Origin of the sequence: Actinomadura rifamycini DSM 43936 (genome assembly GCF_000425065.1) — a bacterium.
GTDB lineage: Bacteria > Actinomycetota > Actinomycetes > Streptosporangiales > Streptosporangiaceae > Spirillospora > Spirillospora rifamycini.
In genome coordinates this window covers 147,556-171,743 of record NZ_AULB01000018.1, presented here as the reverse complement: position 1 = coordinate 171,743, position 24,188 = coordinate 147,556, and the positions used below count along the sequence as shown (strand labels likewise).

Below are 24,188 nucleotides of genomic sequence, written 5' to 3'. Positions count from 1 at the left end.
CGCGCTCAACCTGGGGTGGAAGCTCGCGGCGGACGCGCGTCGACCTGTACGCGCGGGCCACCGGGGCGCTGCTGGCGCCGGGCGGCGACGTCACGGGCCTGCGCGAGCTGTTCGGGGAGCTGCTCGCCGACCCGGGCGCGGTCCGGCGGGTGGCCGACCTGATCGCGGGGACGGACGTCCGGTACGACATGGGCCTGCGCGACCCGCACCCGCTCGCCGGGTTCTGCGCCCCCGACATGGACCTCGGCGGGACCCGGCTCGCCGAGCTGGCCCGCAGCGGGCGCCCGCTGCTCATCGACCGCACCGAGGACGGCGCCCCGTCCCGGACGCTGGCGGGGCTGCGCGACCGGGTGGACGCCGTCCGCGCCGAGCCGGGCGCGGACGCGGGCGGCGCCGCGGCGGTCCTGGTCCGTCCCGACTCCTACGTCGCGTGGGCGTCGTCGTCCCCGCGCCCGGACGCGGCGGAACTGGACGAGCTCGCCGCGGCCGCCCGCCGCTGGTTCGGCCCCCGCTGAGGACGGCCGCCGCCACGATTCGGCCAGGTTTTCGGTCCATGTCAAAGGAGCCGAATCTGCGGTCAAAGGGCCTGAGCGGTTTCGATACTGGGTGGTATTTATGCCCCGCTTCACGACCTTGATCGCTATTTGAGATTTTGCGCCTGTCGTGCGGCGACTTGTGGGTAAGGTGCAGTCTCCTGCAACTCTCATTCGTGGGGGAATGGGCCTTGCGCATCGATGACTGCCTTGCGCGCATGATGGCGATTCCCGGGGCGCAGCGGGTGACTCTGGTGGACTGCGCGAGCGGGCTGGCCGTGGCCTCGGCCGGCCGGGACGACGGCGTCGACCAGCACGAGGACGCCGCCGGGGCGACCGACGTGGTCCGTTCGGTGCTCGGCTCCGCGGCGCTCAGCGCCACCCCGGACGGCGACGACGTCGAGGAGATCATCGTGTGCGGGGCCGCCGGATATCACCTCCTGGTCCTCACCGGCCCCGATCTGGACGGGCACCTGTTCGTCCATTTGGTGGTCGACCGCGAAAAGGGGAATCTGGCCCTGGCGCGTCTCCGGATGCAGGGGCTCGTGCGGGAAATGGCGGTCCGGTGACGGCGCCGCACGGGGCGGGCGAGGTGCTGCGCGTCCTGCACGGACTGGAACGCGACGGGCGCAGCGGTGTCCTGCGCGTCGGCGACGTCGGATCGTTCGAGGTGGCCGGCGGCGCGGTCGTCCACGCCGAATGCCGGTACACGGCGGGGGAGTGGGCGGAGCCGATCGCGCTGTTCGACGCGGCGTGCTTCCTGCTCGGGGCGGAGGGCGCGCCGCGGTTCGCGGAAGGGCCGGTATCGAGGGGCGCGGCCCGCCCGGTGACCGCGGCGACGCTCGCCTGCGAGCTGCGGCGGCGCCGCGACCTGCTGGACGCCGCGTGGCCCTCGGCGGACGTGGACGCGGCACCGGTCGTCCCGGTGCGGCGGGTGCGCCGCCAGCGGGTGTTCCTGACCGGGCTCCAGGCGGAGATCCTGCTCAACGCGGACGGCCGCCGCACCCCCGCGGAACTCGCCCGCGACCTCGGACGGACGGTGTTCGGCTGCCTGCTGTCCGTGCGGGGGCTCGCGGCGGCGTCGCTGGTGCGGGCCGTCCGGCCCGGCGCGTCCGCCGGGCCCGCCGGGCGGCGCGAGCCGTCCCGCGACCTGTTCGACTGCGGGACGCCCCGGGACGGCTGGGCGCCCGCCGACCACCAACTGCTGGAGCGGCTCCGCGCCGCGCTGGTCGAACTGTGACGGGAGCCGGAGTGCTGGAAGCGGAGGTGCAGGCCGAACTGCTCGGCCTGCGGAAGGTCCCGGGGCTCACCGGGAGCCTCGTCGCGTCCGTGGACGGCCTGCTGATCGCGCACGACCTGCCGCCGTCGATCGAGCCGGCGTCCATGGCGGCGGTGACCGCGTCGCAGCTCGGGCTGGCGACCCGGGTCGTGGAGACGGCGCACGGCGGCGGCTTCCAGGAGGTCGTCGTGCGCGGCGCCGGCTACGTGGTGACGTACGCGGCCGGGCCGGCCGCGTCGCTGACGGTGCTCGCGGAAGGGGACGTGAATGTCGGCCGGCTCCATCTGGAGGCGCGTCCGGTGGCGCGCGCCGTCGCGGCCCTCCTCGCCGCCTCGAAGAGATGAACCGGACCCCAACGGAACAGAACCCCGAGAACCCGAACGCAGAGAACCCGAATGGAAGGGGAGGCACATGCCGAATCTGGACCTGGCCCTCAAGGAGATGATGGCGATCGACGGCGCGGTCGGCGCCGCGGTGGTCGACTACGGCAGCGGGATGGCGCTCGGCCACCTCGGCAGCTCCAACGCGTTCGACCTGACGGTCGCCGCCGCGGGCAACACCGAGGTGGTGCGGGCGAAGCTGCGGACGATGGAGCAGCTCGGCATCCAGGAGGAGATCGAGGACATCCTCATCAGCATCTCCACGCAGTACCACATCATCCGGCCGGTGACGGGCCGCAAGGGCAAGGGCCTGTTCATGTACATGGTCCTCGACCGGAGCCGGGCCAACCTGGCGCTGGCCCGGCACCGGCTCAAGGACATCGAGCAGAACCTCGAGATCTGACCCCGCGGGGGCCGCGCTACTTCGTGAGCGTCAGCCCCCGCGCGGGTTCCACGGTGAGCCGGTCGGCGGCCTCGTCGAGGTCGACCACGACCTCGTCGCCGTCCCGGACGTCGCCGGCCAGCAGCTCGCGGGCGAGCTGGTCGCCGATCGCCGTCTGCACGAGGCGGCGCAGCGGCCGCGCCCCGTACAGCGGGTCGTAGCCGGTCAGCGCGAGCCACTCGCGGGCCGCGTCGGTCACCCGCAGCCGGAGCTGCCGCTCGGCGAGCCGCGCGGCGAGCCGGTCGACCTGGAGGTCGACGATCCGGGTCAGCTCGGCCGTCGAGAGGGCGTCGAACAGGATGACGTCGTCGAGCCGGTTCAGGAACTCGGGCTTGAACGAGTTCCGGACGGCGTTCCAGACGGCCTCGCGCTTCGCGCCGTTCTCGAGCGTCGGGTCGACGAGGAACTGCGAGCCGATGTTCGAGGTCAGGATCAGGATCGTGTTGCGGAAGTCGACCGTGCGGCCCTGCCCGTCCGTCAGCCGCCCGTCGTCCAGCACCTGCAGGAGGACGTCGAACACCTCCGGGTGGGCCTTCTCGACCTCGTCCAGCAGGACGGCCGAGTAGGGGCGGCGGCGGACGGCCTCGGTGAGCTGCCCGCCCTCCTCGTACCCGACGTATCCGGGCGGGGCGCCGACGAGCCGGGCGACGCTGTGCTTCTCGCCGTACTCGCTCATGTCGATGCGGGTGATGGCGCGCTCGTCGTCGAACAGGAACTCCGCGAGCGCCTTCGCCAGCTCGGTCTTGCCGACGCCGGTCGGGCCGAGGAACAGGAACGAGCCGGTCGGCCGGTCGGGGTCGCTGATGCCCGCGCGGGCGCGCCGCACCGCGTCCGACACGGTCCGGACGGCCGCGGCCTGCCCGATCAGCCGGCGGCCCAGCTCGTCCTCCATGCGGAGCAGCTTGGCGGTCTCGCCCTCCAGGAGGCGGCCGGCGGGGATGCCGGTCCAGGACGCGACGACGTCGGCGACGTCGTCCGGCCCGACCTCCTCCTTGACCATCGCGTTCGTGTCGTCGGCGGCCTCGGACGCCTCCTCCAGCTGCTTCTCCAGCGCGGGGATCTCGCCGTAGGTGAGCCGGGAGGACGTCTCCAGGTCGCCGTCGCGCTGCGCCCGCTCGGCCTCGCCGCGGAGCTGGTCGATGCGCTCCTTGATCTCGCCGACCCGGTTCAGCCCGGCCTTCTCCCGCTCCCAGCGGGCGTTCAGGCCGGACAGCTGCTCCTGCTTGTCGGCGAGGTCCTTGCGGAGCCGCTCGAGCCGCTGCCGGGACGCCTCGTCGGTCTCCTTCGACAGGTTCAGCTCCTCCATCCGCAGCCGGTCGACGGCGCGCTGCAGCTCGTCGATCTCGACGGGACGGGAGTCGATCTCCATGCGGAGCCGGGACGCGGCCTCGTCCACGAGGTCGATCGCCTTGTCGGGCAGGAACCGGGAGGTGATGTACCGGTCGGACAGCGTCGCCGCCGACACCAGCGCCGAGTCGTTGATCTGCACCTTGTGGTGCGCCTCGTACCGGCCCTTCAGCCCGCGCAGGATCGCGATGCTGTCCTCGACGGACGGCTCCCCGACGAGCACCTGCTGGAAGCGGCGTTCGAGGGCCGGGTCCTTCTCGATGCGCTCGCGGTACTCGTCCAGCGTCGTCGCGCCGATCATGCGGAGCTCGCCGCGCGCCAGCATCGGCTTCAGCATGTTCCCGGCGTCCATCGCGCCCTCGGCGGCGCCCGCCCCGACGACGGTGTGCAGCTCGTCGATGAACGTGACGATCTGCCCTTCGCTCTCCTTGATCTCGGTCAGCACGGACTTCAGCCGCTCCTCGAACTCGCCGCGGTACTTCGCGCCCGCGACCATCGCGCCGAGGTCCAGGGAGACGAGGGTCTTGCCGCGCAGCGACTCGGGGACGTCCCCGGCGACGATCCGCTGCGCGAGGCCCTCGACGACGGCGGTCTTGCCGACGCCCGGCTCGCCGATCAGCACCGGGTTGTTCTTCGTGCGCCGCGACAGGACCTGGACGACCCGGCGGATCTCCGCGTCGCGCCCGATCACCGGGTCGAGGCGCCCGTCCCGGGCGGCGGCGGTCAGGTCGACGCCGTACTTCTCCAGCGACTGGTAGGTGCCCTCGGGGTTCTCGCTGGTGACGCGGGCGTGCCCGCGCACCTTCCCGAACGCGTCGAGCAGCGCGTCCGGCGTCGCGCCCGCCTCCTTCAGCAGCCCGGCGGCGGGGCCGCCGTCCGCGGCGAGCCCCACGAGGAGGTGCTCGGTCGACACGTACTCGTCTTCGAGCTGCCGTGCGCGCGCGCCCGCCGTGGTGATGGCGCGGTGCAGCTGCGCGGACAGCCGCGGCGCCGAGACGGTCGAACCGGCCGCCTTCGGCTGCGCGGCGAGCTGCTCCTCCGCGCGCCGCCGGATCGCCTGCCAGTCGGCCCCGACGGCCTCGAGCAGCGGCACCGCCGTGCCGTCCTGCAGCGAGATCAGCGCCACCAGCAGGTGCTGCGGCTGCACCTCGGGGTTCCCTTCGGCGGCCGCCCGGCGGATCGCGACCGACACGGCCTCCCGGCTCTTCTGCGTCAGCTTGTCTTCCATGATCCGCTCCCCCTGCGTCCTCAGAGCCCTGCCCGGCGGCCTAGTCGCGCTCGGGCCGCTGCTGCCAGACCACGACGCTGGTGCGCCGGATCGGCACCAGGTCGGACCCGGGCGCGCCCGGGTCGCCGTGCCGCCGCTGCTGCGCCAGCCGCGCCGCGACCGCCCGGGTCGATTCGAGTTCGTTCGCCAGCTCGTCCAGGGCGGCGTGCGCCTTGGCGAGCTCCTCGCGGAGCCGCGCGTTGTCGCGCTGCAGCCCCAGGATGTGCTTGATGCCCGACAGGTTGATGCCCTCCTCCTGGGAGAGCCGCTGGATCTCGCGGAGCAGCACGATGTCGCGCATCGAGTAGCGGCGGCCCCGGCCCGCCGTCCGGCCCGGGGACACCAGCCCCATCCGGTCGTACGTCCGCAGCGTCTGCGGATGCAGCCCGGAGAGCTGCGCCGCCACGGAGATCACGTAGACCGGGGTGTCGTCACCGAACGGGTCCATGATCACTCCTGTCTGGCCTGCTTGATCAGGTCGGCGCGCAGCTCGTCGCCGCCGCCCGCGTCCCGCAGCCTGGTCAGAGCCTCCCGCGTCTGGTCGTCCAGCTTCGCCGGCACCTGCACGTCGACGGTGACGAGCAGGTCGCCCTTGGTGCCGTCCCGCCGGGTCGCGCCGCGGCCCCGGACGCGGAACGTGCGCCCGTTCGGGGTGCCCTCGGGCAGCCGCAGCGTCACCGGCTGCCCCTGGAACGTCGGCACCCGGATCTCGCCACCGAGCGCCGCCTCCGGGAACGTCACCGGCACCGACAGCGTCAGGTTGTCGCCGCTGCGGCCGAACACCGCGTGCGGCTTCACCTTGATGTTCACGTACAGGTCGCCGTTCGGGCCGCCGTTCTCGCCCGGCGCGCCCTTGCCCTTCAGCCGGATCTTCTGCCCGTCGGCGACGCCCGCGGGGACGCGCGCCTGGATCGTCCGGGTGCCGGTGGCGCGCCCGCTGCCGTGGCAGGTCGGGCAGGGGTCGTCGACGACGAGGCCGCGGCCCCGGCACTCCTTGCACGGCTCCTGGAACCCGAAGTTGCCGAGGTTGCGGGTCTCGTGGCCGGTGCCCTCGCAGCTCGGGCACACCCGCGGGACGGTCCCCGCCTTCGCGCCCGTGCCGCGGCAGCTCCCGCACGCCGCCTCGCTCGTCAGCTTGATCGGGACGGTCACGCCGTTCATCGCGCGGCCGAACGTCAGCGTCACGTCCGTCTCGACGTCGGCGCCGCGCCGGGCCCGCCGCGTCCCGGTGGTGCGGGTGCCCGCGCCGCCGCCGCGGTTGAACAGCCCGCCGAACAGGTCGCCGATGCGCTCCCCGGCGCCGCCGGTCTGCGTCCCGGTGCCTCCGGTCTGCCCGAAGATGTCGCCGAAGTCGAACGGGAACCCGCCGCCCTGCTGCCCGCGGAAACCGCCCGGCATGGACCGCACGGAGTCGTACTCCTTGCGGCGCTTCTCGTCGGAGAGGACGTCGTAGGCTTCGGAGACCTCCTTGAAGCGGTCCTCGGCGTCGGCGTCCCCCCGGTTCGCGTCCGGGTGGTACTTGCGGGCCAGCTTCCGGTAGGACTTCTTGATCTCCTCCTGCGACGCGGTCTTCGAGACACCGAGGACCTTGTAGTAGTCCTTCTCCAGGTAGTCCTTGGTGCTCACGGCGCCCCGCTCTCTGCTATGCCCACTTGCCTACGTCCAGTCTGCCGCCCGGCGTCCGGCCCGTCCCGCCCCGCGCGGGGACGGGACGGGCCGTCCGTGCGTCACTCGTCGGACTTGCCGGAGCCGTCCGCCCCGTCCGCCGACTCCTCCGCCGCGCCGGCGGCGTCCTCGGCGCCCTCGCCGGCGCCGTCGTCGCCCGCGTTCGGGTCGGGCTCGGCGACCGCGACCCGCGCCGCGCGCAGGATCCGCTCGCCGATCCGGTAGCCGGGCTGCAGGACGTCCGCGACGCTCGTCTCCGCGACGTCCTTCGAGTAGGAGTGCATGAGCGCCTCGTGCACCGTCGGGTCGAAGGGCTCGCCCTTCTCCCCGTACTTCTCCAGCCCGAGCTTCCCGGTGACCGACTCGAGGGCCTCCCCGACGGACTTGAACCCGCCGGTCAGCTCGTCGTGGTCGCGGGCGCGGCCGATGTCGTCCAGGACCGGCAGCAGCTCCGACAGCACCTGCCCGAGCGCCTGCTCCCGGACCGCGACCCGGTCGCGGTCGACGCGCTTGCGGTAGTTGTCGTACTCCGCCTTGAGCCGCTGCAGGTCGGCCAGCCGCTCGGCCAGCTGCTCCTTCAGGGCCGCGGTCTCCTCCCCGGCCTCCCCGCCGCCGGACGCGTCCGCGGCGGGGGCCGCCGGGGCGGCGGGCTCGTCCTTCTTGTCCGCCCGCTTCCCGGCCGGCGGTGTACGGACTTCCCCTGTCTCGGGGTCGATGCGCCGCTTGTCGCGGATCACCGGTCCCTCCTTCTCCTCGCCCTCGTCGGGAGAGGTGCTCACGATGCGTCACCCTTCGGCTTGTCGTCGTCGATGATCTCGGCGTCGACGACCTCGTCGTCCTGGCCGCCCTGGGCGTCGGCCGTCGGGCCCGCGTCCTGCGCGCCCGCCTGCGCGCCCTCGGGGTTCTGGGCGTACATCGCGGCGCCCATCTTCTGGCTGACCTGCGCGAGCTTCTCCGTCGAGCCCTTGATGGCGTCGATGTCGGTGCCCTCGAGCGTCTTCTTGACCTCGGCGACGGCCTCCTCGACCTCGGTCTTCAGCTCCGCGGGGACCTTCTCGTCGTTCTCCCGCAGGAACTTCTCGGTCGAGTACGCGAGGGTGTCGGCCTGGTTGCGGACCTCGGCCTCCTCCTTGCGGCGGCGGTCCTCCTCCGCGTACTGCTCGGCGTCGCGGACCATCTGCTCGATGTCGTCCTTGGGCAGCGCGCTGCCGCCCGTGATGACCATCGACTGCTCCTTGCCGGTGCCCTGGTCCTTCGCGCTGACGTTCACGATGCCGTTCGCGTCGATGTCGAAGGTGACCTCGATCTGCGGGACGCCCCGCGGCGCCGGCGGCAGGCCGGTCAGCTGGAAGGTGCCGAGCTTCTTGTTGTACGCGGCGATCTCGCGCTCGCCCTGGTAGACCTGGATCTCCACGGACGGCTGGTTGTCGTCGGCGGTCGTGAACGTCTCCGAGCGCTTGGTCGGGATCGTCGTGTTCCGCTCGATGATCTTGGTGAAGATGCCGCCCTTGGTCTCGATGCCGAGGCTCAGCGGGGTGACGTCCAGCAGCAGGACGTCCTTCACCTCGCCCTTCAGCACGCCCGCCTGGAGGCTGGCGCCGATCGCGACGACCTCGTCCGGGTTGACGCCCTTGTTCGGCTCCTTGCCGGTCATCTCCTTGACCAGGTCGGACACCGCGGGCATCCGGGTGGAGCCGCCGACCAGGACGACCTGGTCGATGTCGCTCACCGTGATGTTCGCGTCCTTCAGCACCGAGTTGAACGGCGCCTTGGTGCGGTCGAGCAGGTCGGAGGTCATCCGCTGGAACTCGGCCCGCGTGAGCTTCTCGTCGAGGTGCAGCGGGCCCTCCGCCGAGGCGGTGATGTAGGGCAGGTTGATCTGCGTCTCGGACGAACCGGACAGCTCGATCTTCGCCTTCTCCGCGGCCTCGCGGAGCCGCTGCAGCGCCATCTTGTCCTTGGACAGGTCGACGCCGTTGGCGTTCTTGAACTTCTCGACCAGCCAGTCGACGACGGCCTGGTCCCAGTCGTCGCCGCCGAGGTGGTTGTCGCCGCTGGTGGCCTTGACCTCGACGACGCCGTCGCCGACCTCCAGCAGGGACACGTCGAACGTGCCGCCGCCGAGGTCGAACACCAGGATGGTGGCCTCGTTCTCCTTCTCCAGGTGGTAGGCCAGCGCCGCGGACGTCGGCTCGTTGATGATCCGCAGGACATTCAGCCCCGCGATCTGGCCGGCCTCCTTGGTGGCCTGGCGCTGGTGGTCGGAGAAGTACGCCGGAACGGTGATGACCGCGTCGGTGACGGTCTCGCCCAGGTACGCCTCGGCGTCCCGCTTGAGCTTCTGCAGCACGAACGCGCTCATCTGCTGCGGGTTGAAGTCTTTGTCGTCGATCTTGGTCTTCCAGTCGGTGCCCATCTCGCGCTTGACCGACCGGATCGTCCTGTCGACGTTGGTCACCGCCTGGCGCTTGGCGACCTCGCCGACCAGGACCTCGCCGTTCTTCGCGAAGGCGACGACGGACGGCGTGGTCCGCGACCCCTCCGCGTTGGCGATGACGGTGGGCTCGCCGCCCTCCAGGATCGCGACGACCGAGTTGGTCGTCCCGAGGTCGATGCCGACCGCACGTGCCATGTTCTCGTCCTCCGTCGTTCGTCCGGTGTTTGCGCACCCGGTCGCGTTCCGCTGGTCGTCAGCGGCAGGGTGCGGCCGGTTGGGTCTCCAGTTCGCAAGGTTGCCCGGACGGCTCCTCGTTGTCAAATCACTTGAGTCGACTCGACTCAACTTTGCTGCCGCTCTCTACAACAGGACGTATGAGCCGCCTATTCCGGTTCCCCGGCATGTAAGAAATCCGGGGCTTACGGGACCTCTGGGGTGAATGCGGATGCCCCCTCCGGCAGAGAAGGGGGTGACGGATCCCGCCAGAGGAGATCGATGACCCACCAACGCCGGAGCCGGGCCCTGCTCGGCTCCCTGCTCGCCGCGGGCGCGCTGACCGCCCTGCCCGCCCCCGCCCACGCCGCCCCGCCCGCCCCGCCGCCCGCCGCACCGCCCGCCGCGTCCGCCGGCGGCCTGGCCTCCGGGAAGTCCTGGACGGTCACGCTGCTGACCGGCGACGTCGTCACGGTCCGGACGGTCGCGGGCAAGCCGCCGCTCGTGTCGGTGACCCCCGCGCCCGGCCGCGAGAAGCGCTCGTTCCGCAAGGAGATCCGGCCGGACGGGCACGTCGTCGTCACCCCGGTCGACGTCGCGGGCCTCGTCGGCCGCGTCCTCGACCCCGAACTGTTCGACGTCACCGCGCTGATCGAGCAGGGCTACGACGACGCCCGCAGCGCCCACCTGCCGCTGATCGTCCGGCGGACCGGCGGCCCGCGCGCCCTGGCCGCCCTCGGCGGCACCCTCGAGACGACGAAGGAGCTGCCGAGCATCGGCGCCGTCGCCGTCCGGCAGTCCAAGAAGGACGCCCGCGGCCTCGGCGACGCGCTCGCCCGCATGAACGGGCCGTCGGCGAAGTCGGCCGGCGGCATCGAGCGCGTCTGGCTGGACGGCCGGGTCGAGGCGAACGTCGCCCCGACGGCCCCCGCGGCCCCGACCGCGCCCGCGGCGCCCGCCGCCGCCCGCCGCCTCGACCGGAACCTGGGCCAGATCGGCGCACCGGCCGCCTGGCGCGCGGGCTACACGGGCAAGGGCGCGAAGGTCGCCGTCCTGGACACCGGCGTCGACGCCGCGCACCCCGACCTCAAGGGGCGCGTCGCGGAGACGGCGAACTTCACCGAGTCGCCCGACGCCGCCGACCGCGTCGGCCACGGCACGCACGTCGCCGCGACGGTCGCCGGGACGGGCGCCGCGTCGTCCGGCGAGCGCACCGGCGTCGCGCCCGGCGCGAGCCTGGTGATCGGCAAGGTCCTCGACGACGACGGGTACGGCAGCGACTCCTCCGTCATCGCCGGGATGGAGTGGGCCGCCGCCCGCGCCGACGTCGTCAACATGAGCCTCGGCGGCGCCCCCACCGACGGCACCGACCCCCTGTCGCTCGCGCTGAACGACCTCACCGCCGAGCACGGCACCCTGTTCGTCGTCGCGGCGGGCAACGAGTCCCTGTTCGAGAGCGTCGGGTCCCCCGGCACGGCCGAGAAGGCGCTGACGGTCGGCGCGGTCGACGCGAGGGACGCGCTCGCCGAGTTCTCCAGCCGCGGCCCGGTCGGCGACACCGCCAAACCGGAGATCGTCGCGCCCGGCGTCGACATCGTGGCCGCCCGCGCGCAGGGCACCGCGCAGGGCGCCCCGGTCGACGCGCACTACACGAAGATGTCCGGCACCTCGATGGCCGCGCCGCACGTCGCGGGCGCCGCGGCGCTGCTCGCCGCCCGGCACCCCGACTGGGACCCCGCCCGCCTCAAGGCCGCGCTCGTCGGCACCGCCGACCCCGCCACGGGCGGCGACGCGTACGAGCTCGGCGCCGGACGGCTCGACGTCGGCGAGGCCGCGCGCGGGCGCGTCCACACCGCGCAGAGCATCGTCCACCTCGGCACGGCGAAGTACCCGGACCACGGCGCGCTGTCGACGAAGCTCGGCTGGACGTCGACCGCCGGCCGCCCCGTCGACCTCGCGCTCAGCGTCGAGGTGACCGACCGGAAGGGCCGCGCCGCGAAGGGCGCCGCGACCGTCCCGTCCCGCGTCACCGTCCCCGCGGGCGGCACCGGCACGGTGCCGCTGACCGTCGACGCGTCCAAGCTCGCCGACCGCCCCGGCCGGTACACGGCCGTCGTCACGGCCAAGGGCGGCGGCGCCGCGCTCGCCACCCCCGTGACCTTCTACGTCGAGCCCGCGACGCACACGCTCAAAATCGCGGCGACGCCGCTGCCCGACACCGACCCCGCGGACTTCGGTGTGACCGCGACGGTGGTCAACCTCGACGACCACTCGGTGTTCTACGAGTACGCCGAGAACGGGTCGGAGCTCCGCGTGCCCGAAGGCCGCTACGCCGTCCTCGGCACCGTGGACGACTACGGCGACTGGCGCTCGGCCCTCACCGGCGACCCCGATGTGGTCGTCGACCGCGACACGACCGTGACGCTCGACGGCGCCGCGGCCGTCCGGGTCGGCGCCAGCGTCGAGGGCGTGCGGACGGAGACGGCGATGTCGGCCGCGGACATCGTCCGGGACGCCGGGGACGGGCTCTGGTACTACTCCGTGTACGCGTTCGACCCCGCCGAGGCGCCCGTCTACGCCCAGCCGATGGAGGGCGTGGAGACCGGCACGTTCAAGGCGTCCACCCAGCACCGGCTGACGGCGCCCGGCGCCGCCTACGACGTCGTGCACGACCTGGGCGACCGCATCCCCGCGGACCCGACGCGCGTCGTCACCGCCGCCGACCTGGCGAAGGCGGCCCGCGTCGAGCAGCGGTTCGCCGCGTTCAACGGCGAGACCGACCGTGCCATGATCCAGAAGCGCTACGGGATGAGCCCCGAGGGCCTGCTGTCGTTCGACGTCGGCGGCGACGCCCGTCCCGGCACCGTCCGCAACGACCACGTGGTGGCCCCGGACGGCTGGCTGTGGATGAGCTACGGCGGCGTCCAGTTCGGCGAGGAGATGTGGCTCGACCAGGGCACGTTCACCGAACTCGCGCCGGGCGAGCGGGTCACCCGCGAGTGGGGCCGCCAGCCGCTGCGGCCCGGCCCGTACTCCGGCACCGGCGTCTCGCCCAGCGCCTGCGTGCGCGAGCCGGCGGCCCGGACGCGCGGCACCCTGCGCGTCGCGCTCGTCGACCTCCAGGCCCGCCCGGAAGCCTTCGACTGCGGGATGCACGAGGTCAAGGGGCACATGACCCTGTCGTCCGGGGACGCGGAGCTCGGTGAGGCGAACGGGCCGTACGGCGACTTCACCGTCCCGTCCGACGCGAGCGAGTTCACGCTGAAGTACGACAACGACGCGTCGGCGATCCTGCCGGTGTCGACCCGCACGTCGACGTCCTGGACGTTCCGCGCCCGCGCCCCGCGCGGCCACGGGAGCGAGAGCCTCCCGCTCCTCCTCGTCGACTACGACCTGAACTTCGACCTGCTGAACCGCCCGACCGGCGAACCGGCCGTGTTCACCGTCGCGCGCATGGCGGGCTCGAAGCGGTCGGAGGTCACCGGTCTCCGCTTCCGCACGTCGACCGACGACGGCGAGACGTGGACGCCCGTCGACGTGAAGGCCCTGGGCAACGGCCGCTTCAGCGCCCCCCTCCCGTCCGGCGAGGGCCAGTCGGTGTCCCTGCACGTCACCGCGGAGGACGCCTCGGGCGGCACCATCGACCAGACCATCATCCGCGCCTACACCGTCCACTGACCCCACTCTCGATCCGGCGTTCCTCATCGGATCCATCGTGAATCGCGATGGATCCGATGAGGAACATGTGTTGGACTGATAGATCGGTTTCGTTCGACTCTGAGGGCATGCGACACCGATCGATCTCCGCAGTACTCGCCCTCACGCTGGCCGCCGGGGCGGGCGGTCCGGCTCACGCGGCCGAGGAGGCCCGCGTCCACGACGCCCGTCCCGCGGCCGCGTCCCCTGCCCGGTTCCCGGCGACGATCCGGCTGCCGGACGGCTTCCGGCCGGAGGGGATCGCGATCGGGCACGGCCCGTTCGCGTTCGTCGGCTCCATGGCCGACGGCTCGATCTACCGCGCCGACCTGCGCACCGGGCGCGGCGCCGTCGTCAGCCGGGGGCCGGGCACCCCCGCCCTCGGGCTGGCGCTGGACGGCCGCGGGCGGCTGTTCGTCGCGGGCGGCACGGGCGGCGACGCGCGGGTCCTGGACGCGCGCACCGGCCGGGTGCTGGCCTCCTACCGGCTGGCGACGGGCCCGGCGTTCGTCAACGACATCGTCCTCACGCCGGACGCGGCGTGGATCACGGACTCGACCGCGCCGGTGCTCTACCGGCTGCCGCTGCGCGGCGGCCGCCTGCCCCGGGCCGCGCAGCGGATCCCGCTCACCGGCGACCTGGTGTACGGCGACGGCTTCAACGCCAACGGCATCACGCGGACCCCGGACGGGCGGGGCTTCCTCGTCGTCCAGTCGAACACCGGCGGGCTGTTCCGCGTCGACCCGTCCGGGAGGACCCGCCGGGTGGACCTGCACGGCGAGTCGCTGCGGGAGGGCGACGGCCTGCTCCTGCGGGGGCGCACGCTGTACGCGGTGCAGAACCGGTTGAACGCGATCGCGGTCCTCCGGTTGAACGAGGCGGGCACCGAGGGGCGCGTCGTGCGGCGCGTGCGCCACCCCGGGGCGTTCGACGTCCCGGCGACGATGGCGGTGTTCGGGTCGCGGCTGTACCTCCCGAACGCCCGGTTCGACACGGAGCCGACGCCCTCGACGCCCTACACGGTGGTCGGCGTCCCGCTGCCCTGAGCGGCGGCGGTGAAGGCGGTGCGGAGGAGGCGGGACATGTGGTCGCCGACCTGGTCGGGGGTCCAGCCGCGGTCGAAGAGGGTCGCGGTGACGCCGTTGGCGATCAGGGCGAGCAGCATGTCGGACGCGGTGTCGACCGTCCAGCCGGGGGCGAGGACGCCTTCGGCGGCGAGCCGCTCGACGAGCGCGCGGTTCGTCGCGTTCCGCCAGTACAGCGCCGTCTCCCAGTGGCGCGCGGCGTCCGGGTCGGTGCGGGCCTCGCGCTCGACGGCGAGGGAGACGGGCAGGATGCGCGCCATGAAGTGCGCGTGCGCGTGCGCGAACGCGTCGAGGGCGGCCGCGGCGTCCGGGGCGTCGCCGACGGCGGCGAAGCGGCCCTCGATGTCCTCGGCCTCGTTGACGTAGGCGAACAGTTCGCTCACCAGGTCGGCGCGGGACGCGAAGTGCAGGTAGACGGCGCGGCGGGAGACGCCGGCGCGTTCCGCGACGGCCGCCATCGTCGCCGCGGCGACGCCCTCCTCCTCGACGATCTCGCGCGCGGCGCGCAGCAGCGCCGTGCGGGACCGGCGGCTGCGCGCGTTCCGCGGTTCCTCGATCGCCCTGGTCACCCGTCCATGCTCCCATTGCGGAGAAGTGCACACCATGTGTAGTTTTTGAAACTGCACATGGTGTGCACTTATGGAGGGGTCTTCTTGTTGGTCCGGAGCCACTGGTGGCCGGTCGTGGGGTGCGGCCTGGTCGTCTTCATGGCGACGCTCGACACGAGCATCGTCGCCGTCGCGCTGCCCGTGCTCGAACGGGACTTCGGCGTCCCGACCGCCGCGACCGAATGGGTCGTCCTCGGCTACCTGCTGCCCCTGGTCGCCCTCACCCTGCCCGCGGGCCGCTGGCTCGACCGGACGGGCCCGCGCGCCGCGCTGCTGGCCGCCGTCGCCGGGTTCGCCCTCGCGAGCGCGGCCGCCGGACTCGCCCCCGCGCTCGGGTGGCTCGTCGCCGCGCGGCTGGCGCAGGGCGCGTTCGCCGGGCTGCTGTTCGCGGTCGTCCCGCTGGTGGTGGTGCGGTCGGTGCCGGAGGGGGCGGCCGGACGGGCGAGCGCGCTCGTCATGACGCTGGGGCCGCTCGGCGCGGTGAGCGGGCCGCCGCTCGGCGGGCTCATCGTCGAGTTCTGGGGGTGGCCGTGGATCTTCTACATCAACCTTCCCGCGGCCGCGCTGGTCGCGGCGATCGCGCTGGCCGCGCTGCCGCCGGACGCGCTGCGGCGGCCGGGCCGCGACGTCGCGGGGGAGGCGGCGCTGCTCGGGGGCGCCGCGGCGGCCCTGCTGGTGTCGCTGTCGTTCACCGCGAGCCACGGGGTGGGCTGGCTCGCGCTCGCGCCGGCCGCCGTCCCGTTCCTGGCGGTGTGGTGGCGGACGGCCGCGAGCCGGCCGGTGCGGGCGCTCGCGCGGACCCCGGCGGCCGGGCCGATCGCCGCCGTCCTGCTGAACGCCCTCGCGATCTCCCTGGTCGAGTTCCTCGCGCCGTTCTACCTCCAGCGGACGCTCGGCCTGTCCGCGCTGGGCACGGCGGGCGCGATCCTCGCCATGCCGGTCGCGATGGTGCTCGGCGGCCCGGTCGGCGGCGTCCTGGCGGACCGCTGGAGCGCGGCGCGCGCCGCCGTCCTCGGGCTGGCGGTCGCGGGCGCCGGCGGGCTGTCGCTGGTGTTCGCCGACGCGGGCTGGCGCCCGGCCGACCTGGCGTGGCGGCTCGCGCTCGTCGGGCTCGGCACGGGCCTGTTCGCCGGGCCGAACTTCGCAGCGATCATGTCCGGCGCGCCGGCCGGGCTGCAGGGCGGCGCGGGGGCCGCGCAGAGCCTCGCCCGCCAGCTCGGCTTCGCGCTCGGCCCGGCGCTCGCCACGGCGGTGTGGGCGTCGGCGGACTACTCGGCCGGCGGCCTGCGCGGCGCGTTCGCGGTGGGCGCCGTCGCGACGCTGGCCGCGCTGCCCGCCTGCGCCCGCGACTTTCCTCTCAGGAAAGTACGTGCTACTTTCCTTTCAGGAAAGTAACCGAAGGAGGGTCCGTGAACAGCAACGACGCCCAGGCCGCACTCGCCGACGTCCACCGGATGCAGGAGCGGTCGCGGGACGAGTACGTCCGGCAGCAGTTCACCCGGCCCTACCTGCTCCTGACAGCCCTCGGCGTGTTCGTCGCGTTCGCGTCGGGCGACCTGCCGGCGCCGTGGGGCACCGCGGCGTTCCTCGCGGCGGAGGCCGTCCTGATCGGCACCGCGGTGCTCCAGCGCAGGCGGGCGTCCGTCCGGCTGAAGGCGAAGGGTCCCGACACCCTGTTCGTGCTCGGCGGTGCCGTCGCGGTCATCGTCGCGTACGTCGCCTTCAACGTCGTCACGTCCCTCGGGGTCGTGGCGTTCGACCTGCCCGCCCCCCGGACGTTCGCCGCGGCCGGCGTCGCGCTGCTCTTCCTGCTCCTCGCCGGCCCCTCCCGGCGGGTCTACCGGTCGCTCGTGCGGCACGCCTGATGGACGCCGGCTTCGACGAGTTCCTGCACGTGCCCGCGCGGCTGTCGATCGTCGCGCTGCTCGCGCCGGCCGACTGGGCCGAGTTCGCGTTCGTCCGGGACGCCGTCGGCACGAGCGACTCGGCCCTGTCCAAGCAGATCACCGCGCTCGCGAACGCCGGCTACGCGGAGGTCCGGAAGGGGCGGGACGGCGGCGTCCGGCGGACGCACGTGCGGCTCACCCCGCAGGGGCGCGAGGCGTTCGCGCGGCACGCGGCGGCGCTGGAGGCCATCGTCGCCGCCGCCCGCAGCGCTCCCGCCGGAGACAGGAACTCCTGACCTATACACACTCGGGCGGGGGCGAGTGTGTATTCTCGGGGCCATGGCGCGTCTCAACATCACGCTCCCTGATGAGCTGGCCGCCACGCTCCAGGGGCTCGCCGAGGACAAGAAGATCGCGTCGGTGTCCGGGTTCCTCGCCGACGGCGCCCGCCTCAAGCTGTCCTACCTGCGGGACGCGGCGACCGTCGACGAGCTGTTCGGACCGCCGACCCCCGACGAGCAGGCCATGATCGACCATCTGGTCGACGAGGGAACGCCGCACGCCCGGCACGCCCAGTGATCACCGGTCAGGTCTTCGACGCGACCGCCCTCCTGGACCTGGCCACCGGCAAGACCATCTACGTGCGGGCCCGGCTGCGGGCCTCGATCGCGCAGCACGCGACGGTCGTCATCCCCGCCGCCGCGCTGGCCCGCGCGTGGCAGCTCGTCCCCGACCGGGGCCGCACGGTCCTGGAGCGCCTCCCCGCCATGCAGGTCGTCCAGGTCGACGACCTCGACGACGTCATCGCCCAGCAGACCGGACGGCTCGTCGCCGCGGCCCCCGACCTGCGGCTCGACATCGCGCAGGCCGCCTGGTCCGCCCGCTGGCGCCGCTGGCCGATCCTCACCGCCGCGCCCGACGCCTACACCGGCGTCCCCGACGTCCGGGTCGAGCCGATCCCCTGACCGTCAGAGCCCCGGCCCGAGCGGTTCGAGGGCCGCGAGCGCCGTGTCGACGGCGTCCGGCAGGTCCATCGACGGGTCCTCGGCCCACCGGACCATCAGCTCCAGGAACACCCCGAAGACCGCACCGGTGAGCGTGCGGACCGCGGGGTCGTCCGGCGCGCGGCCGGTGCGCTCGGCGAGGACCTCGCCGAGCGCCCGCATCGTCGCCAGCACGTTCCCGAACGACGCGCCGCGCAGCGCCGGGACGTCCAGGATGAGGACGGCCCGGTCCCGCGCGGCGGCCAGGTCGGCGGGCGGCAGCGCCCCGAGCGTCGCGCGCATCGCGGCGCGCAGCGCCCCCAGCGGCGGGACGTCCGGCGGCTGGGCGCGCAGCGCCGCGAACAGGACCGGGTCGTAGTCGTCGCTGACGACCAGGTCCTCCTTCGTCGGGAAGTAGCGGAACACGGTGGTGTGCGCGACCTCCGCCTCCCGCGCGATCTGCTCGACCGTCGTCGCCTCGTACCCGTGCTCCCGGAACAGCCGCAGCGCCGTCGCCTGGATCAGCGCCCGCGTCCGGGCCTTCTTCCGCTCCCGCAGCCCCGGCGCCACCGCGCACCTCCCGTCCGTGCCTGCGGGCACGACACTACCGAGCGGCCGAACCGGTCGCCTCCCGTGCGGCGTCCCCGCCGTCCGGCGCGAGCCCGCGGCCCTCGACGTCCACCCGCGGCAGGGCGCGGTCGAGCCACCGGGGCAGCCGCCAGGCCGCGCCGCCGAGCAGCGCCAGCAGCGCCGGGACGATCGTCATCCGCACCGCGAACGCGTCGAAGAACACCGCGACGGCCAGCGCGAACCCGAACGACTGGAGCATCGGCAGATCGGACAGGACGAACCCGCCGAACACGCTGATCATGATGAGCGCGGCCGCCGTCACGACCCGGGAGCCGTGCGCGAGGCCCGCGACGACCGCCGGCACCGGCTCCGCGCCCCGCACGTGCTCCTCCCGCATCCGGGTGACGAGGAAGACCTGGTAGTCCATCGCGAGGCCGAACACCATGCCGATCATCATCACCGGCAGCAGGTTCACGATGATCCCCGACGCGTGCACGCCGGCGCCGTCCAGCCAGCCCCACTGGAACACCGCGACCACCGCGCCGAACGTCGCCGCGGTGCTCAGCAGGAACCCGGCGGTCGCCTTCAGCGGCACCACCACCGACCGGAACACGATCATGAGGAGCAGGAACGCCAGGCCCACGACGAGCAGCAGGTAGCGCGCCATCGCGCCGGCCAGCTTGCGGGACGTGTCGACGTCGATCGCCGTCTGCCCGGTCACGGCGACGCCCGGGCCGGTCCGCTCCCGGATCGTCTCGATGAGCTCCTCGGTCGCCGCGCTCGTCGGCCCGCTCTGCGGGACGACCTCGACGAGCGCGGTCCGGCCCGCCGCGTCGACCGCGACCGTCCGGACGGCGGCCACGTCCAGTCGCTCGACGGCGGCCGCCGTGCGGCGCGCCGCCGCGGCGGCGTCCGCGTCCTGCACCACCAGCGTCAGCGGCCCGTTGAACCCGGGGCCGAACGCGTCCGCGACCAGGTCGTACGCCCGCCGCTGCGTCGTGTCCGCCGGGGCGGTGCCGTCGTCGGGCAGCCCGAGCCGCAGGTCGAGCGCCGGGAGCGCCGCGACCGCCAGCGCCGCGACCGCGACCGCCAGCACCGGCACCGGACGCGCGGTGACGAACCGCCCCCAGCGTCCGGCGCCCGCCCGCGCGGGGCGGCGGCCCGCCACCCGGCGTTCGGCGAACCCGATCAGCGCGGGCAGCAGCGTCAGCGCGACGAGCACCGACACCGCCACCGTCAGCGCCGCCGCGAGCCCCAGCTCCGTCAGCACCGGGATGCCCACGACCGCGAGGCCCGCCAGCGCGATGACGACCGTCAGGCCCGCGAACACCACCGCCGTCCCGGCCGTCCCCACCGCGTGCCCGGCCGCGTCCGCGGGCTCCCGTCCGCCGTGGACCTCGTCCCGGTACCGGGAGATGATGAAGAGCGCGTAGTCGATCGCTACCGCGAGCCCGAGCATCAGCGCGAGCGCCGGGGTGTCGGAGTTCAGCGTCATGAACCCGGACGCCGCGACGACCGCCGACAGCCCGACGCCGATCCCGACGGCCGCCGACAGCAGCGGCAGCCCCGCCGCCGTCAGCGACCCGAGCGTCACCGTCAGCACGACCGCCGCGACCGCGACGCCCGCCAGCTCCCCGGCGCCCTCCTCCGGCGGCGGCACCGCGTCGCCGCTCAGCTCGACCCGCGTGCCCGCCGCCGCGGCCGCGTCCCGCAGCGCCGTCCGGTCGCCGTCCGTCAGCTCGTCCGCCGGGACCCGGTACGCGACCTCCAGCACCGCGACCCGCCCGTCCGGCGAGACGACCGGTTCCGCGACCCCCGCCACGTCCGGCACGTCCCCGATCCGCCGGACGGCCGCGCGCAGCGCGCCAGCGTCCGGCGACCCGGCGAGGACGACACGGGCCCGCGCCCCCGCGCCCGCGGCCTCCGGGAACCGCTCCACGACCAGGTCGTTCGCCCGCTGCGCCTCGGTGCCGGGCACCGAGAACGCGTCCTGCGTCGGCGCGGACAGCGCCGCCGCGCCCGCCCCGCACGCCGCGAGCAGCCCGACCCACACCACCGTCACCGTCCACCGCCGCCGGAAGCACCACCGCCCCAGCCGGGCCAGCACCACCGCCATGACTCCTCCAAAGCACTAGTCGAGTAGCAATTGTTAGTCGACTAGCATTTAAAGGTCAACAGGCGGCCACCCTGAACCTCCAGCCGCCGGGTGGTGCCCCGCCTGGGAATGGGGGCCGGACGACCTTCAGCCGTGCGGTGTGGCCGTGCGGTGTCCGGGCTCGTGCCGTGACCGGCCCGTGCCGCCGGGGTGGTGGGCTGCCGGGGCCCGAGGGGCGGGCCTCAAGCCGGGCGGTGTCCGTAGGCGGCGCAGTGATCGACGCGCGCCGTCGGGGTGGTGCCCGTCTGGCGGCGGGGGCCGGACGAACTTCAGCCGTGCGGCGTCTGGGCCCGTGCTGTGACCGTCCTGTGCCGCCGGGGTGGTGGGTCGCCGGGGGCCGAGGGGGGACGAACTTCAGCCGGGTGGTGTCCGTGGGCGGCGCGGTGAGTGGGGCGCGTCGCCTGGGTGGTGCCCGTCTGGGGGCGGGGCCGGACGGGGGGCGGTCGTGCGGCGGCGCCGTTGGTGGGTCGCGTGGTTGGGGGGCGTCACGGCGACGGGGCGGACGTCGGGGGTCGGCCGTGATCAGCGCCGCCTGCGGCCGCGTGCGAGGTGTCGCGTTGGGCGACCGGGGGCGCGGGGCCGGCGCTTGGCGCCGGTCCCGCGCGGGGTCAGGCGGTGCCGTACCGGTCGGTTTCGCCGTCGGTGCCGAGGCGGCTCAGGCCGGCCTTCTCCAGCACCCGGACGGACGCCGCGTTCGCGGGCTCGACGCCCGCACGGACCGTCCGGACGTCCGGCTCGGCCAGCGCGAACGCGACGATCGCGCGGGCCGCTTCGGTGGCGTAGCCGCGGCCCCGGCGGGACGGGACGACGCCGTACCCGAACTCGACGGCGCCGTCCGTCGGCGGCAGGAACAGGCCGATGGAGCCGACGACGAGGCCGGTGCTCCGCTCGACGATCTGCCGGTGCCCGCGCGCGGCGGCGGGGTCCGGGGCGGCGGCGAGGAGGCCGGCGACGACGCGGTCGCCGTCGGCGGGGAAGTCCGGCGCCCAGCCGGGCCGGCGGCCGCCGGACGCGGCGGCGGCGACGTCCGCGGACGGCCACGGGCGCAGGATCAGCCGCTCGGTGAGCAGGGGGGATGTGGACACGCGACGCTCCATGAACGGTCGGGGCGTCCGGGCCGCGCGCTCAGGCGGCCCGGACGAGGGCATGGCTGAGGAACATGGCGCGGGCCATATTCATCGACCTCCCTCGTCGCGGTGCGGGGACACAAGGTAGCAGCCGACCGGGTGATCGGTGCGACTCCGTGATCACCCGGTCGGCCGTGCGCCGGTCAGTCCTCCGGGCCGCTCTTCGAGCGGCGCAGCCACGCGACGCCGCCGGCGACGACGGCGACGGCGAGCGCCCCGAGGCCGACCCACAGCCAGGACGCGGACGTGCCCTCCGGCTCGGACGTCGACGCGGGCGACGACGCCGGGGCCGGGGCGGCCGCCGACGGGTCGGCCGTCTCCGCGGCGGGCTCGGACGGGGCCGCGCCCTCGACGGTGAACTCGAACGTGCCCGAGATCGGGTGCCCGTCCGGGGACACCGCGCGCCACCCGACCGTGTAGACGCCGTTCGGCAGCGGCGCCTTCAGCGCCTGCGTGACGTCGTTGTCGACCGACTGCGGTTCGCCGGTCTCGTGCCGCGCGTCCGACTCGTCCGTCACGACGACCTGCGGCAGCGTCACCGGGTTCGCGAAGGTCAGGACGATCTCGGACGGCGGCGCGACGGTCGCGCCCTCCTTGGGGTTCGAGCCCGTCAGGGCGGTGTGCGCGGAGGCGGGCGCGGCGAACGCGAGCGCCGCCGCGAGCGTGAGGACGGCCGCGAGGGCGGCTCCGAGCGCGCGCCTCATGCCCGGCTCCGCGCCCGCGCCAGGCCGAACCCGCCGATCGCGATGCCGACGGCCCCGGCGCCGATGCCGACGCCGCCGAGCAGCCGCGCGGTGCCGTCCGCGCCGTCCGCGTCGCCGGTGTCCGCGGCGGTCGCGGTCAGTTCGGCGTCCGCGCCGTGTCCGGAACCGGACGCGGCGGGCGTCAGCGCCAGGACGGGCGCCGGGTGCTCGGGCTCGGCGCCGTTCTCGGGCGTCGGCTGGTCCCAGTCGACGACCTCGCCGCCCTCGTAGGTCTGCGCGGCCTTGAACATCATCTGGTCGGTGCCGGTCGGCAGCGGGCCGAACGACACGTCGAACTCCTGGAACTGTCCGGGTTCGATCTTCCCGCCCGTCCAGGTGATGCGGGTGACCGCCTCGGTGATCGTGCCGCTCTCGGTCTTCACCGGCTGCGGCAGCTTCGTCTTCTCCGTCTCCACGTCCCAGCCGGGGACGGGGCGGACGGACACCGACCGGAGCGGGTGCTCGGCCGGCAGGTCGATCTGGAGCTTCGTGGTGGCGGCGTCGTCGCGCTCGTTCGGGACGCGGAAGGACACCTTCGCCCACGAGCCCTGCTCGGCCGCGTCGGGGTTCACGGTGACGTGCGCGGACGCGGCCGTGGCCAGGCCCACGAGTCCGGCGGCGCCCAGGACGGCGACGACCGCCGTGCGCCGGGCGTGCGGGATGAGGGACATGTCGGGACTCCGTTCGAGGAGAAGCGTCGGGACCGGATCGCCGGTCGGCGTCCGGTGCGTCCGGCGCCCGTCCCGTCCCGCCTCAGCGGGGGGCGAGCGCCCTCGAACGGACGGGCGGTCCCCGCCGGACGACCTGGTGCCGGAGCGCGCGGCCGACGGCCGGGACGACCGGCGGCGCGGCGGCGGGGACGCGCGGGGCGGGCGCGGGCGGCCGGGCGGTGAGCAGCGCGAGGAGCAGCCGGATCGGACGGTCGGCGGCCGCGGCGACCCGCCGGGCCAGCGTCCACGCGGCGCGTTCCCCGCGCCACAGCCAGCAGGCGGCCAGCAGCGCGGCGGCCGCGTGCGCGAGCGTCATGCCGCAGCCGCCGGAGAGGACGGGCCAGGCGGGGTCCGCCGCGGTCTGCACGGCGTGCCCGGTGTGTCCGGCGTGCCCGGCGGCGGCGCCCGCCGTCGCAGGGACGGTCGCCTTCGTGAACAGCGCGTGCAGCGCGAACTGGCCGCCGAGGAGCCCGCCCGTGATCGTCGGGAGCGACCGCTCGTGCCCGGCCAGCAGCAGCGTGACGGCGAGGACGGCGCCGAACCCGGTCACGACCGCCCAGCCGGGTACCGCTTCCCGCGCGGCGAGTGCGTGCCCGGCCGTCGCCAGCGTCACGCACACGGTCGCGAAGACGACCGCGCGGGCGGCGCGGAACAGCGGGTGCGGAGGGCGCGGGAGCATGACGGGACCCATCGTCTCACTCCTTCCGGCGATCGTGAACCCACCCCCGCCCTCACCGACACGCCCAACATCTTGGGGTTGCATATCAAGGTCAAACTAGATGTAGGGTTCGAGTCCCGTGCTGGTTCGCCCCCGCCGTCCGCGGCGGGGGCGTCGCAAGAGGGAACCCGGTGCGAATCCGGGACTGCCCCGCAGCGGTGAGCTGGAACGACCGCCGTCACGAAGCACTGGACCGCGCCGCGGTCCGGGAAGCGACGGCCAGTAGGTCGCGCCCTCCTCCGGGAGGCGCGGTGCCCGCGAGTCCGAAGACCTGCCAGCGCGCGTTTCGTCCGGGCCTCGCGGGCAGGCCGCCGGACGGGCCCGCGGCGTGCCGCCGTGCCCGT

24 protein-coding genes and 1 riboswitch are annotated in these 24,188 nt (G+C 74.4%); of the genes, 12 read left to right on the top strand and 12 right to left on the bottom strand.

The window, feature by feature from the left end; all coding sequences use genetic code 11:
• From H505_RS50635 to H505_RS0118780, 5 genes are all read left to right on the top strand, one after another.
• Nucleotides 1-515, top strand: a 515-nt coding sequence (locus tag H505_RS50635) for an aromatic-ring hydroxylase C-terminal domain-containing protein (protein ID WP_026403227.1), incomplete at its 5' end; no start/stop codon positions are given.
• Between the two features lie 209 nt (nucleotides 516-724).
• Complete coding sequence (locus tag H505_RS0118795) at nucleotides 725-1,102, top strand: roadblock/LC7 domain-containing protein (RefSeq protein ID WP_245592562.1); 378 nt, start codon at nucleotides 725-727, stop codon at nucleotides 1,100-1,102.
• Complete coding sequence (locus H505_RS51730) at nucleotides 1,099-1,773, top strand: hypothetical protein (protein WP_051300859.1); 675 nt, start codon at nucleotides 1,099-1,101, stop codon at nucleotides 1,771-1,773. Before H505_RS0118795 ends, H505_RS51730 begins: the two co-directional genes overlap by 4 nt.
• Before the next feature lie 11 nt (nucleotides 1,774-1,784).
• Nucleotides 1,785-2,156 (top strand): roadblock/LC7 domain-containing protein, encoded by a 372-nt coding sequence (locus tag H505_RS51725; RefSeq protein ID WP_034518525.1) that lies wholly within the window; start codon nucleotides 1,785-1,787, stop codon nucleotides 2,154-2,156.
• A gap of 67 nt (nucleotides 2,157-2,223) precedes the next feature.
• The gene (locus H505_RS0118780) at nucleotides 2,224-2,595 is read left to right on the top strand and encodes a hypothetical protein (RefSeq protein ID WP_026403224.1); all 372 of its coding nucleotides are present in this window, start codon (nucleotides 2,224-2,226) and stop codon (nucleotides 2,593-2,595) included.
• Nucleotides 2,596-2,611: 16 nt separating this feature from the next.
• On the opposite strand, the gene clpB is transcribed toward H505_RS0118780, so the two are convergent.
• From clpB to dnaK, 5 genes are all read right to left on the bottom strand, one after another.
• Complete coding sequence (gene clpB / locus H505_RS0118775; RefSeq protein WP_026403223.1) at nucleotides 2,612-5,209, bottom strand: ATP-dependent chaperone ClpB; 2,598 nt, start codon at nucleotides 5,207-5,209, stop codon at nucleotides 2,612-2,614.
• Nucleotides 5,210-5,249: 40 nt separating this feature from the next.
• Nucleotides 5,250-5,696, bottom strand: a complete 447-nt coding sequence (locus H505_RS0118770) for a heat shock protein transcriptional repressor HspR (RefSeq protein WP_125618177.1) — start codon at nucleotides 5,694-5,696, stop codon at nucleotides 5,250-5,252.
• Between the two features lie 2 nt (nucleotides 5,697-5,698).
• Nucleotides 5,699-6,874, bottom strand: a complete 1,176-nt coding sequence (gene dnaJ / locus H505_RS42805; protein ID WP_034518523.1) for a molecular chaperone DnaJ — start codon at nucleotides 6,872-6,874, stop codon at nucleotides 5,699-5,701.
• Nucleotides 6,875-6,975: 101 nt separating this feature from the next.
• The gene (grpE, locus tag H505_RS42800) at nucleotides 6,976-7,695 is read right to left on the bottom strand and encodes a nucleotide exchange factor GrpE (protein ID WP_034518521.1); all 720 of its coding nucleotides are present in this window, start codon (nucleotides 7,693-7,695) and stop codon (nucleotides 6,976-6,978) included.
• Entirely contained in the window at nucleotides 7,689-9,545 is a 1,857-nt protein-coding gene (gene dnaK / locus H505_RS0118750; protein ID WP_026403221.1) for a molecular chaperone DnaK, read from the bottom strand. The genes grpE and dnaK overlap by 7 nt, the downstream gene beginning before the upstream one ends.
• A 300-nt stretch (nucleotides 9,546-9,845) precedes the next feature.
• Between dnaK and H505_RS0118745 the strand changes: the two genes are divergently transcribed.
• Both H505_RS0118745 and H505_RS42795 read left to right on the top strand, forming a co-directional pair.
• Nucleotides 9,846-13,241: a S8 family serine peptidase gene (locus H505_RS0118745; protein WP_026403220.1), complete on the top strand. Its 3,396-nt coding sequence runs from the start codon at nucleotides 9,846-9,848 to the stop codon at nucleotides 13,239-13,241.
• Between the two features lie 107 nt (nucleotides 13,242-13,348).
• Complete coding sequence (locus H505_RS42795; protein WP_211238507.1) at nucleotides 13,349-14,305, top strand: SMP-30/gluconolactonase/LRE family protein; 957 nt, start codon at nucleotides 13,349-13,351, stop codon at nucleotides 14,303-14,305.
• Here the strand turns inward: H505_RS42795 and H505_RS0118735 are convergent.
• Nucleotides 14,275-14,913, bottom strand: coding sequence for a TetR/AcrR family transcriptional regulator (locus H505_RS0118735; RefSeq protein ID WP_026403219.1), 639 nt, complete (start codon nucleotides 14,911-14,913; stop codon nucleotides 14,275-14,277). The two genes, H505_RS42795 and H505_RS0118735, sit on opposite strands and share 31 nt — an antisense overlap.
• Before the next feature lie 84 nt (nucleotides 14,914-14,997).
• Here H505_RS0118735 and H505_RS42790 point away from each other — a divergent pair, with 84 nt between their 5' ends.
• Genes H505_RS42790 through H505_RS0118710 form a run of 5 tightly spaced genes read left to right on the top strand, consistent with a single transcriptional unit; the run spans nucleotide 14,998 to nucleotide 17,803 of the window.
• Nucleotides 14,998-16,347 carry an MFS transporter gene (locus tag H505_RS42790; RefSeq protein ID WP_169528844.1) on the top strand — a complete coding sequence of 450 codons (1,350 nt, stop codon included), beginning with the start codon at nucleotides 14,998-15,000 and terminating at the stop codon, nucleotides 16,345-16,347.
• A 14-nt stretch (nucleotides 16,348-16,361) separates the two neighbouring features.
• Nucleotides 16,362-16,817, top strand: a complete 456-nt coding sequence (locus H505_RS47800) for a hypothetical protein (RefSeq protein ID WP_051300857.1) — start codon at nucleotides 16,362-16,364, stop codon at nucleotides 16,815-16,817.
• A complete protein-coding gene (locus tag H505_RS0118720; RefSeq protein ID WP_026403218.1) occupies nucleotides 16,817-17,134 on the top strand; it encodes a winged helix-turn-helix domain-containing protein in 318 nt (105 codons plus the stop codon). The genes H505_RS47800 and H505_RS0118720 overlap by 1 nt, the downstream gene beginning before the upstream one ends.
• A gap of 43 nt (nucleotides 17,135-17,177) precedes the next feature.
• A complete protein-coding gene (locus H505_RS0118715; RefSeq protein WP_026403217.1) occupies nucleotides 17,178-17,417 on the top strand; it encodes a ribbon-helix-helix domain-containing protein in 240 nt (79 codons plus the stop codon).
• Nucleotides 17,414-17,803 carry a hypothetical protein gene (locus H505_RS0118710; protein WP_026403216.1) on the top strand — a complete coding sequence of 130 codons (390 nt, stop codon included), beginning with the start codon at nucleotides 17,414-17,416 and terminating at the stop codon, nucleotides 17,801-17,803. The genes H505_RS0118715 and H505_RS0118710 overlap by 4 nt, the downstream gene beginning before the upstream one ends.
• A gap of 3 nt (nucleotides 17,804-17,806) precedes the next feature.
• On the opposite strand, the gene H505_RS0118705 is transcribed toward H505_RS0118710, so the two are convergent.
• The 6 genes from H505_RS0118705 to H505_RS0118680 form a co-directional block, all read right to left on the bottom strand.
• The gene (locus H505_RS0118705) at nucleotides 17,807-18,421 is read right to left on the bottom strand and encodes a TetR/AcrR family transcriptional regulator (protein ID WP_051300856.1); all 615 of its coding nucleotides are present in this window, start codon (nucleotides 18,419-18,421) and stop codon (nucleotides 17,807-17,809) included.
• 4 nt (nucleotides 18,422-18,425) lie between these two features.
• A complete protein-coding gene (locus tag H505_RS42780) occupies nucleotides 18,426-20,507 on the bottom strand; it encodes an MMPL family transporter (RefSeq protein ID WP_034518517.1) in 2,082 nt (693 codons plus the stop codon).
• A gap of 647 nt (nucleotides 20,508-21,154) precedes the next feature.
• Nucleotides 21,155-21,631 carry a GNAT family N-acetyltransferase gene (locus H505_RS0118695; RefSeq protein WP_245592561.1) on the bottom strand — a complete coding sequence of 159 codons (477 nt, stop codon included), beginning with the start codon at nucleotides 21,629-21,631 and terminating at the stop codon, nucleotides 21,155-21,157.
• 185 nt (nucleotides 21,632-21,816) lie between these two features.
• Nucleotides 21,817-22,377, bottom strand: coding sequence for a copper resistance CopC family protein (locus H505_RS0118690; protein WP_026403213.1), 561 nt, complete (start codon nucleotides 22,375-22,377; stop codon nucleotides 21,817-21,819).
• Nucleotides 22,374-23,087, bottom strand: a complete 714-nt coding sequence (locus H505_RS0118685; protein WP_026403212.1) for a YcnI family copper-binding membrane protein — start codon at nucleotides 23,085-23,087, stop codon at nucleotides 22,374-22,376. Before H505_RS0118685 ends, H505_RS0118690 begins: the two co-directional genes overlap by 4 nt.
• Before the next feature lie 82 nt (nucleotides 23,088-23,169).
• Entirely contained in the window at nucleotides 23,170-23,817 is a 648-nt protein-coding gene (locus H505_RS0118680) for a hypothetical protein (protein ID WP_051300855.1), read from the bottom strand.
• Between the two features lie 93 nt (nucleotides 23,818-23,910).
• Nucleotides 23,911-24,137, top strand: a riboswitch (cobalamin riboswitch).
• Nucleotides 24,138-24,188: the final 51 nt, after the last annotated feature.